The sequence below is a fragment of the Methanofastidiosum sp. genome, from assembly GCA_035362715.1.
Taxonomy (GTDB): domain Archaea; phylum Methanobacteriota_B; class Thermococci; order Methanofastidiosales; family Methanofastidiosaceae; genus Methanofastidiosum.
Map to the genome: position 1 here is coordinate 36,827 of DAOSDU010000014.1, position 8,638 is coordinate 45,464.

General features: G+C 32.0%; 7 protein-coding genes. 4 read left to right on the forward strand and 3 right to left on the reverse strand.

Going from position 1 to position 8,638, the window contains the following annotated elements:
- Positions 1-60 precede the first annotated feature (60 nt).
- Positions 61-2,415 carry a DNA-directed DNA polymerase gene (locus tag PLI06_08485; protein HOI77628.1) on the forward strand — a complete coding sequence of 785 codons (2,355 nt, stop codon included), beginning with the start codon at positions 61-63 and terminating at the stop codon, positions 2,413-2,415.
- 63 nt (positions 2,416-2,478) lie between these two features.
- Here the strand turns inward: PLI06_08485 and PLI06_08490 are convergent, their stop codons facing one another.
- Entirely contained in the window at positions 2,479-2,640 is a 162-nt protein-coding gene (locus tag PLI06_08490; GenBank protein ID HOI77629.1) for a DNA-directed RNA polymerase, read from the reverse strand.
- A 74-nt stretch (positions 2,641-2,714) separates the two neighbouring features.
- Positions 2,715-4,304, reverse strand: a complete 1,590-nt coding sequence (locus tag PLI06_08495) for a YgiQ family radical SAM protein (protein ID HOI77630.1) — start codon at positions 4,302-4,304, stop codon at positions 2,715-2,717.
- A gap of 229 nt (positions 4,305-4,533) precedes the next feature.
- On the opposite strand from PLI06_08495, the gene atwA reads away from it, so the two are divergent.
- Entirely contained in the window at positions 4,534-6,195 is a 1,662-nt protein-coding gene (gene atwA, locus PLI06_08500; GenBank protein ID HOI77631.1) for a methyl coenzyme M reductase system, component A2, read from the forward strand.
- 4 nt (positions 6,196-6,199) lie between these two features.
- Here atwA and PLI06_08505 read toward each other — a convergent pair whose 3' ends face one another.
- Positions 6,200-7,081: a D-glucuronyl C5-epimerase family protein gene (locus tag PLI06_08505; GenBank protein HOI77632.1), complete on the reverse strand. Its 882-nt coding sequence runs from the start codon at positions 7,079-7,081 to the stop codon at positions 6,200-6,202.
- Between the two features lie 107 nt (positions 7,082-7,188).
- On the opposite strand from PLI06_08505, the gene PLI06_08510 reads away from it, so the two are divergent.
- Positions 7,189-7,869 carry a class I SAM-dependent methyltransferase gene (locus tag PLI06_08510; GenBank protein HOI77633.1) on the forward strand — a complete coding sequence of 227 codons (681 nt, stop codon included), beginning with the start codon at positions 7,189-7,191 and terminating at the stop codon, positions 7,867-7,869.
- Between the two features lie 23 nt (positions 7,870-7,892).
- Positions 7,893-8,638, forward strand: a 746-nt coding sequence (locus PLI06_08515; GenBank protein ID HOI77634.1) for a nitrilase-related carbon-nitrogen hydrolase, incomplete at its 3' end; no start/stop codon positions are given.

The window sequence follows — 8,638 nt, forward strand, 5'->3', positions numbered from 1 at the left end:
TAACTGAACGATTATATTTTTCATAATAACTTATTTATACTATTTATCATAACTATTTTTATGTTTCTCTTGGACTCTGATTACAAAACATTCAACGAAAAAGCATATGTTCGACTAATACTTAAAAATGATTCTAAAATCGAAGCATTTTACAAGGACTTTGAACCTTATATCTGGGCCGTGTGTGATGCGGAAGAAATCAAATCTAAAAAGAAGCTAATTGAAGAAATACAAAAAGAAGTTCAAGGTAGATCTATTGCTGTAAAAAATTGCACTATTGATGAGAGATACCTTTTTGGCAATAAAATTCCTGCCATCAAAGTAATATTTAATCATCCCTCGGACGTTCCTAACTTGAGGAAAGAAATTGAAGATATTACAGAGATCTATGAATACGATATACCTTTTGCAAGAAGATTTCTTATCGACAAAAATCTTGTTCCAGCAATATACTACAATTTTGAAATAGAAAAAGAGGGAGAAATCTCGATCATAAAAGATTTTCATATCACCGATAATCTTAATCTATCGATTAAAGTTTTAGCCTTTGATATAGAAGTATACTGCAAGGCAAAGCCTGACGCTCAAAATGACCCAATAATAATGATTGGAATTTCTACCAATGATTTTGATAAGGTTATTACCTATAAAAAAGTCTCAGCAGAGTATATAGAAATTGTAGATGACGAAACATCGATGATAAAAAGATTTCTAGATATAATCTTGGAATACAACCCAGACATAATCTATACTTACAATGGGGATACTTTTGATTTTCCTTACATATATGAAAGAGCAAAAAAACTAAAAATACATCATCCTATCCTAAATGAAATAAGAATCGATAAAAGGGGAGTAAATGACAGTAGTAAGATACCAGGGATGGTACATGTTGATCTTTATCCATTGAGTAGAAAACTCCTTAGTCTGAACAAATATACTCTTGAAAACGTTTATCTTAATTTTTTAGGTAAAGAAAAAAGCAAAATTCAACTAGCTGAAATGGATAGATTCTGGGAAGAAGGAAAACAGGAAGGACTTTTGACTGTCGCATTATACAATATGGAGGATGCCATAGCTGCAAAAGAAATTGGAGCTGCAATTGGCCCTCTTGAGATTGAACTTTCAAGAATAGTTGGGCAAAATATTTTTGATATATCAAGAATGGCATCTTCGAATATGGTCGAATATCTTCTAATGAAAAGATCATTTGAAGAAAAAACAATAGTCCCGAATAAACCAAAAGGCAGCGAATACCTAGAAAGGGCATCTTATACTTATGAAGGCGGATTTGTCTTGGATCCACAAAAGGGGCTTCATGAACACATAGCCGTTTTTGACTTTAGATCTCTATACCCTTCAATAATTATAGCCCATAATATAGATCCGAATACTATTGGGTGTAGCTGTTGTGATAATACATCTCCCGATGGAGTTAATTTTTGCCTTAATAAAAAAGGATTTATCCCTGAAATCTTGAAAGAGATTATAGAGAGGAGAGTTGAGATTAAGAGAAAATTAAAAGAGACATCCGATAAAAATGAAAAGACTATTTATCAATCCCAACAATGGGCCCTTAAGATTCTTGCCAATTCTTTTTATGGCTATATGGGGTACCCCCGCTCAAGATGGTATTCTAAAGAAGCAGCTTCTAGTATAGCTTCATGGGGTAGAGAGTATATCCATAAAGCAATAAAAATCGCTGAAGAAATGGGATTAAATGTTCTTTATGGGGATACGGATAGTTTATTCGTGGGATTGGGATCAGAAGACATGGAAAAATCAAAAGAATTTAGGGATAAGGTAAACTCTACGCTTCCTGACTATATGGAACTTGAATTCCAGGGTTATTATAGGCGAGGATTTTTTGTTTCAAAGAAGAGATACGCAATTATCGATAAAGAAAATAATATAGTAACAAAAGGTTTAGAAGTGGTAAGAAGAGATTGGGCAGAAATTGCAAAAAAAACGCAAGAAGCTGTATTAAAAACCATATTAGAAGGAAAAGGTCCCGAAAAAGCGGCTGAAATTGTCAGAAAAACTACCCAAGAGCTTATAGAAGGTAAAATTCCGCTAGATTCTCTTATTATATATACTCAACTAACAATGCCAATTTCAAGCTATAAACAAATAGGGCCACATGTAATTGTAGCAAAACGCATGAAAGAAAAGGGGGAGGACGTTAAAGCAGGTTCCATGATTTCTTTTATCGTTAAAAGCGGAGAGGGAATGGTTAGAGACAGGTCTTATGATGTAGAATCTTTCAAGAAAGCAGGATATAAATACGACGCCGAATACTATATGGACAACCAGGTTTTACCTGCAGTTATGAGAATTTTAAAAGGATTTGGGTATACTGAAGAAAACCTTAAATTTTCTAAAAATAAACAGATGACCCTCGGAGATTACTTTTAGTATTAATTAATTCTTGTACTCTTTAACAAATATATTTATTATTTGCACTATCTTATATGTCTACTATTTCTTGGATTTTCTTTTGTTAAAGCAATCTCTACAATAAATAGGCCTTATTCCATCTGGTTTGAAAGGAACTTTTGTCATGTTACCACATTCAGAACAGATGGCTTCGTGCATTTCTCTTGATTCTCCTCGGAAACCCTCAACTCTTTTTTCACTCATTATAGGATGCTCCTTTATTATATTATTCGTCTATTACTTTAGTGAAAAAATATATTTAAATTTTACTGATAGCCTTAAGGCTCAAAAATAGTAGTTCGGCTATGTGATTTATTTTTATTAATTTCGTGCAGGATTACCCTTTTTAACTTCTTCTTTGTTTTGTAATCTTGTATAACATTAACTCTTTTCATACTCTTGGGATCTATTCCTGTCCAATAGATACAGGTTGAGTTTGTCATAGGCGTTGGAGTAAAAATTTGAAAACTTTCGATATTGGACAAGTGAGTTATTTTTTCTTTCAATTTAATTATTTCCTTATCATCATCCCCCGGATGACAAATCATTAAATAATATTTAAGAAATTGTTTTTTATCTTTGTTAATACCTTGAAAATAAGAAACGAATTCATCAAACCTAGAGTTATCCTTATTCATATAAGATAAAACTTTTTCAGAAAAATGCTCTGGTGCTATTTTTAGGCATCCAGATATATGGTGTTCTGAAAGGACTTTTATATATTCTTTATTTTCCATTGCAAGATCATATCTTATGCCACTTCTGACAAATATCTTCTTTATACCTTCAATCTTTCTAGCTTTTCTAAGAAGCGAGATTAATTTTTGATGACTTTTATCTAATTTTTTGCAGTTGATACAATCATCATTGCATTTTTCATTACAATCCATCCCATACATATTTGCAGAAGGCCCCCCAAGGTCGTCTATGTATCCTTTAAAAGCTGGATGAGAGACCAGAGATTCTATTTCTCTTAATATCGAACTTTCACTTCTTGAAATGATCTTATCCCCTTGATGGAGTTTAAGTGAACAAAAATTACAGTTACCAATGCAACCTCTATGGCTGACTACAGAAAATCTTGCCATCTTTAAAAGAGACTTTGGATGAAGTTTTCGTGTATAAGGCAAAGAGTATATCCAATCTAGGTCTTCAGTAGAATAGTCTGGATAAGAATATTGAAGGAGATAATTATTATCATAAGGCTGTGCTAAATTTTTTTTGTTTGATAGGGTCTTTTGCATCTCACAAAATTTCAAAGGGTCTTCTTTTACCTCTTTAAAAGATGGAAGTATTTCAAATCCTTCATCCAGTTCTTTACTTATTACACAAGTTCCTTGAATTCCCTTAAGGCTCAAATTTTTTTTAGATCTTTCTGCTATTTCAAGAATTTGTTTCTCACCATTTCCATAAACTAAAATGTTAGCTCTTGAATCAAAAATAATGCTTCTCCTGATATTATTATCCCAATAATCGTAGTGGGCAAATCGTCTCATAGAAGCTTCTATTCCACCTATGACAATTACTGCTGACTTGAAGTATTCTCTAATCTTGTTACAATAGACTATCAAAGCCCTGTCTGGTATTAAAGATATATTTGAATGAGGATCATTTGATCTTGTTTTTTTCAAAGGGGTATAATTATGTAGCATGCTGTCTATGGAGCCAGAAGTCACTGCAAAAAATAATTTTGGAGGTCCAAGCTTCAGGTAGTCTTCTTTTGTCAAAGGCTTTTCTATAATACCAACTTTGTATCCTTTACTGTCTAAGACTCTCGAGATAACCCCTGAAGGAGATAAGGGATGATCATCATGATATTCTGCAGTAATCAATATAATGTCAAAGTCTTTCCCTGGTTTAGCTATCACAAAATTCCCCATACATATGTTATTATCCGTCATATACTTATCGATATATAAATTCTCTGAAAAAATCAATTAAAAATAATTCTATAAATATTGTCTTTCCTATATTTTATATGATTTTTATTTATTTCTTTACTTTAAATAAATATTATATTGATTTTTGTATCATCATTAGAATCAAAATCTTTTTATTCATTATTCTTCTAATATGATATAATTTTTGGCGATTAAAATGAAGCATAATCTAATTGAAATTGAAAATCTTTCATTTATTGTAGATCATAAAGTTATTTTAGATGATTTATCATTTAAATTAAGAGAGGGCGAGTCATTAGGATTATACGGTCCTACGGGTAGCGGAAAATCTGTCCTGCTAAATGTCTTAAGAGGTACAAAAGGTTATGCCCCTGCAAAAGGAAATATTTATTATAATATTTCATACTGCCCCACATGCAAAGATATACAATCCCCAAGTCATGTTGGAAAAAAGTGTAAAAAATGTGACAAGGAATATATTTTTAAAAAAGTAGATTTGTGGAACGATGAAGAATTTTTTAATGCAATAAAAAAACGAACAGCAATAATGTTCCAGAGAACTTTTTCTCTATTTGGCCAAAGGTCCGTACTTGAAAACATGTATGAAGTCTTTTTAGAGATGCAACTACCTGAAAAAGAAGTTAATTCCAAAATAATTGAAATTCTACAAAAAGTTAACTTGATGCACAGGATGACACATATCGCAAGAGACTTATCGGGCGGTGAAAAACAGAGACTTGTACTCGCAAGACAACTGGCAATAGATCCTCTTGTTTTATTTGCAGATGAACCAACCGCTACACTTGATCCCGTTACTTCTAATATTATTGAGACTACATTACATACTATCTTTAGGAATGATGGTAGAAGTTTAATTGTTTCTTCACAGAAGGAAAATATCCTAAAGAAGATTACAGAAAAAGCATTGATTCTAGGTAAAGGAAGAATAGAAGCTGAATTACCGCCTAAGGATTTAGTCTCTGATTTAGAATCAAAATCAATATATCCTGACAAGTCAAATTTCTCTGAAATTGGAAATGAAATAATTGCATTGGCCAATGTTAAGAAATATTATTATTCCATATCTAGAGGGGTAATTAAAGCCATCGATAATGTTTCATTGTCTATTAACGAAAAAGAAATATTTGGGATTGTAGGAAAAAGCGGTTCTGGGAAGACAACAGTTTCTAAGATAATAGGAGGGTTAATACCTTTCAAAGAAGGGGAGTTTAAACTTCGAATCGGTGATGAATGGATAAACATGAAAGAAGAAGGCGCCTCTGGCAGAATTAGGGCCGTTCCTTATATCGGGATTCTCCACCAAGAATATTCATTGTATCCAAATAGAACTGTATTAGATAACCTATCTGATTCAATAGGGACGAAGCTTCCCTCTGACATTGCAAAAAAGAAAGCATCAGATGTGCTAGAAGCCGTTGGATTTAGCAAAGATAGTATTCCTGAATTACTATATAAAAAACCTGAATCATTATCTGAAGGAGAGAGGCATACTGTTGCGCTAGCACAGATATTGGTAAAGGAGCCAACGCTTGTTATTCTTGATGAACCAAGAGGAACAAAAGAAATAGCAAATGCTATTAGAACTGCCAGAGAATTACTTGATGAAACTTTCATTATTGTAACTCATGATTCAGATTTTGTCGTTGAAGCATGTGATAGGTCTTGTTTCTTACTTGAAGGAAATATATTAGAAATTGGTCCACCAGAGGAGATAAAACAAAAAATGATCTCTTCAGAAATGGAAGCAATAAAAAAAGAAACGATGAGTGGTTCTGATTCTTTAAAACGGGACCAAGTAACTTTTGACACTACAGAGAGACAAGATTCAGGATACTAAAAATCTACTTTCTTTCCCACTTTTCTTTATATTCTTTGAACATCGGTGTTTTAGTATACTCGTAAAGAGAATCTAATTGGGCAACATGCATTTCATGATAATGATCATTTGCTATGTTTTCAAGAGCATCATAATAGCTTTTATTATTTCCTGCATCATAATCTGGTAAGTAATGAACCAAAGAGAATAATCCTTCAAGGTATAACTTTTCTGCTTTTTTGTTATTTGAAATAAGATAATACTCTCTTAAACGAATTATAACAGTTATAAATCCATTAAGAACGTAAGGCGGGGATTCTTTAGCATACTCTGGGTACCAGATATAATATGTTCCTTGATCTTCTCTAACCATTCTAAGCCCGCCTTCTTTAACCTCAACTTCAAAAGCATTTAGACTTTTATCAATCATGTTCTTGTATTTCTCATCCTTTGAATAAAGATATGCAAATGAAAGTGCTTTTATTATAGTTGCTTGATTTAAAGAGCCAGTCCAACCTGGTTTAAGGTCGTATGGTGGCCAAGGATAATCATACACCCAGACTACAAAATTCCCTTTATCCTTGTATGTTGCATTCTCTAAAAGCCAGTCTGCAAGGTATAATCCTCTTTTTTTGTAAGACTCATCACTGGTATTATGATATTCATAAAATGCTTCTAGAGACTTCATGGCAACGTTGTGAGGTGCAATCTGATATCCTATTTCTACCCCGTCAACGCTCCCATAGTAAGTTAGTGGTATATCTGCATCAACAATTGAATATTTTTTAGGGGGAATTATAGTTTGAGGAGAATTTATTTCATTCTTACTGGTAGTTTCTTTTGTTATTGGAACAATACAACCCGATAAAAATATTAATAGAACAAATAATGCTGCTAAAGCCCTCATAAAACTCCTCTAAATCTTTTACAAATAAATAGCTTATTAAATTTTATGATATCTATAAATACTTCCAAAAAGGATTTAATCCCATATAGATATCAAAATTAGATTAGATGGACAAAAGAACTTTTTATGATTTGCTTTCTGAAGGCTACGATGCAAAATATTCTGATTCTTTAAATATAAAAATGAGAAAAGAAGAAGAAAAGATATTAACGACGTTACCACTTGGTTTGACCTTGGACATTGGCTGTGGTACAGGATACCATTCAAGGATTTTAAAGAAGAATGGGCACATAGTTGTGTCTGCAGATATTTCGTTTGAAATGGTGAAGAAAGCAAAGGATAATAATAATGGAGATTTTTTTTTAGTAGCAGATATGGAAAAACTTCCTTTTAAGAGAAATACTTTTGATAGTGCCGTATCTATATTTGGGGCCTTAAATCATGCAAATATTACAAATTTTAAGATGACTTTAGATGAGTGTCTAAAAAGAGAGGGACATCTCATTTTTACTGTAGGAAATATAAATAATATTCTTTGGATACTAAAATCCCTAAAACAAGGGAAAAACCCATTTAGGGCTATGAAAAAAAGAAAAGGTAAAATCTCTGTTTATCATGGAGGAAAGAAAATATCTGTTAGGATAAGATACTATTCAAGAGATGAAATAGAAAGAATATTTAGTAATTATTCATTAAGTATGGGGGCATTGTACCCAAAATTAACTTTTCTACCCATTTTAAATAATTTTGGGAGATATCTTGTTTGTATAGGGCGAAAATCTTTTTAATTATTTTTAATAGAATACTAATTATGAAAATTGGATTTATCCAGATGAATATTGAGCTGCTTGATGTTAAAAAGAACGTTGATAATGCTATCAAACTTATTGAAAAAAATAACGCTTCCCTTATTGTCCTACCTGAACTTTTTAACACAGGCTACAATTTTAAAAGTAAGAGTGAGGTGTTAGATGTTTCAGAAAAAATACCTGACGGTTACACTACAAAAACATTAAAGAAGTATACAGAAGATACAGATAAAACTCTAGTTTTTGGAATATCAGAGAAAACAGACAGAGGATTGTATAATTCTCTGGCAATAGTTAGCAAAGGAGAATATATCGGAAAATACAGAAAAATTCATCTTTTTTTTGATGAAAAGGATTATTTTCTCCCTGGAGATTTAGGATTCAGAATATTTGAGATAGATGGCATTAAGATAGGAACAATGATATGTTTTGACTGGTTTTTCCCGGAATCTACTAGAACTTTATCCCTTATGGGGGCAGATATATTATGCCATCCTGCAAATTTAGTCATGCCTTATTGTCCAGAAGCAATGAAAACTATATGCCTTCAGAATAAGGTATATTCAATTACCTCAAATAGAGTGGGCAAAGAAAGAGGATTAAAATTTATTGGCCAGAGCCAAATTGTAGGGCCAGACGGTAAAATTATTTTTAGAGCTTCAGAAGAAAAACAGGATATATATCAAGTAGAAATAGACCCATTAAAATCAAGGGATAAAAATCTTAATTCTAAAAATAATATTTTTAA

Excerpts from the sequence above, each read along its gene's own strand:
- PLI06_08510 (HOI77633.1), top strand. The coding sequence starts at position 7,189 with ATGGACAAAAGAACTTTTTATGATTTGCTTTCTGAAGGCTACGATGCA.
- atwA (HOI77631.1), top strand. The coding sequence starts at position 4,534 with ATGAAGCATAATCTAATTGAAATTGAAAATCTTTCATTTATTGTAGAT.
- PLI06_08490 (HOI77629.1), bottom strand. The coding sequence starts at position 2,640 with ATGAGTGAAAAAAGAGTTGAGGGTTTCCGAGGAGAATCAAGAGAAATG.
- PLI06_08485 (HOI77628.1), top strand. The coding sequence starts at position 61 with ATGTTTCTCTTGGACTCTGATTACAAAACATTCAACGAAAAAGCATAT.
- PLI06_08505 (HOI77632.1), bottom strand. The coding sequence starts at position 7,081 with ATGAGGGCTTTAGCAGCATTATTTGTTCTATTAATATTTTTATCGGGT.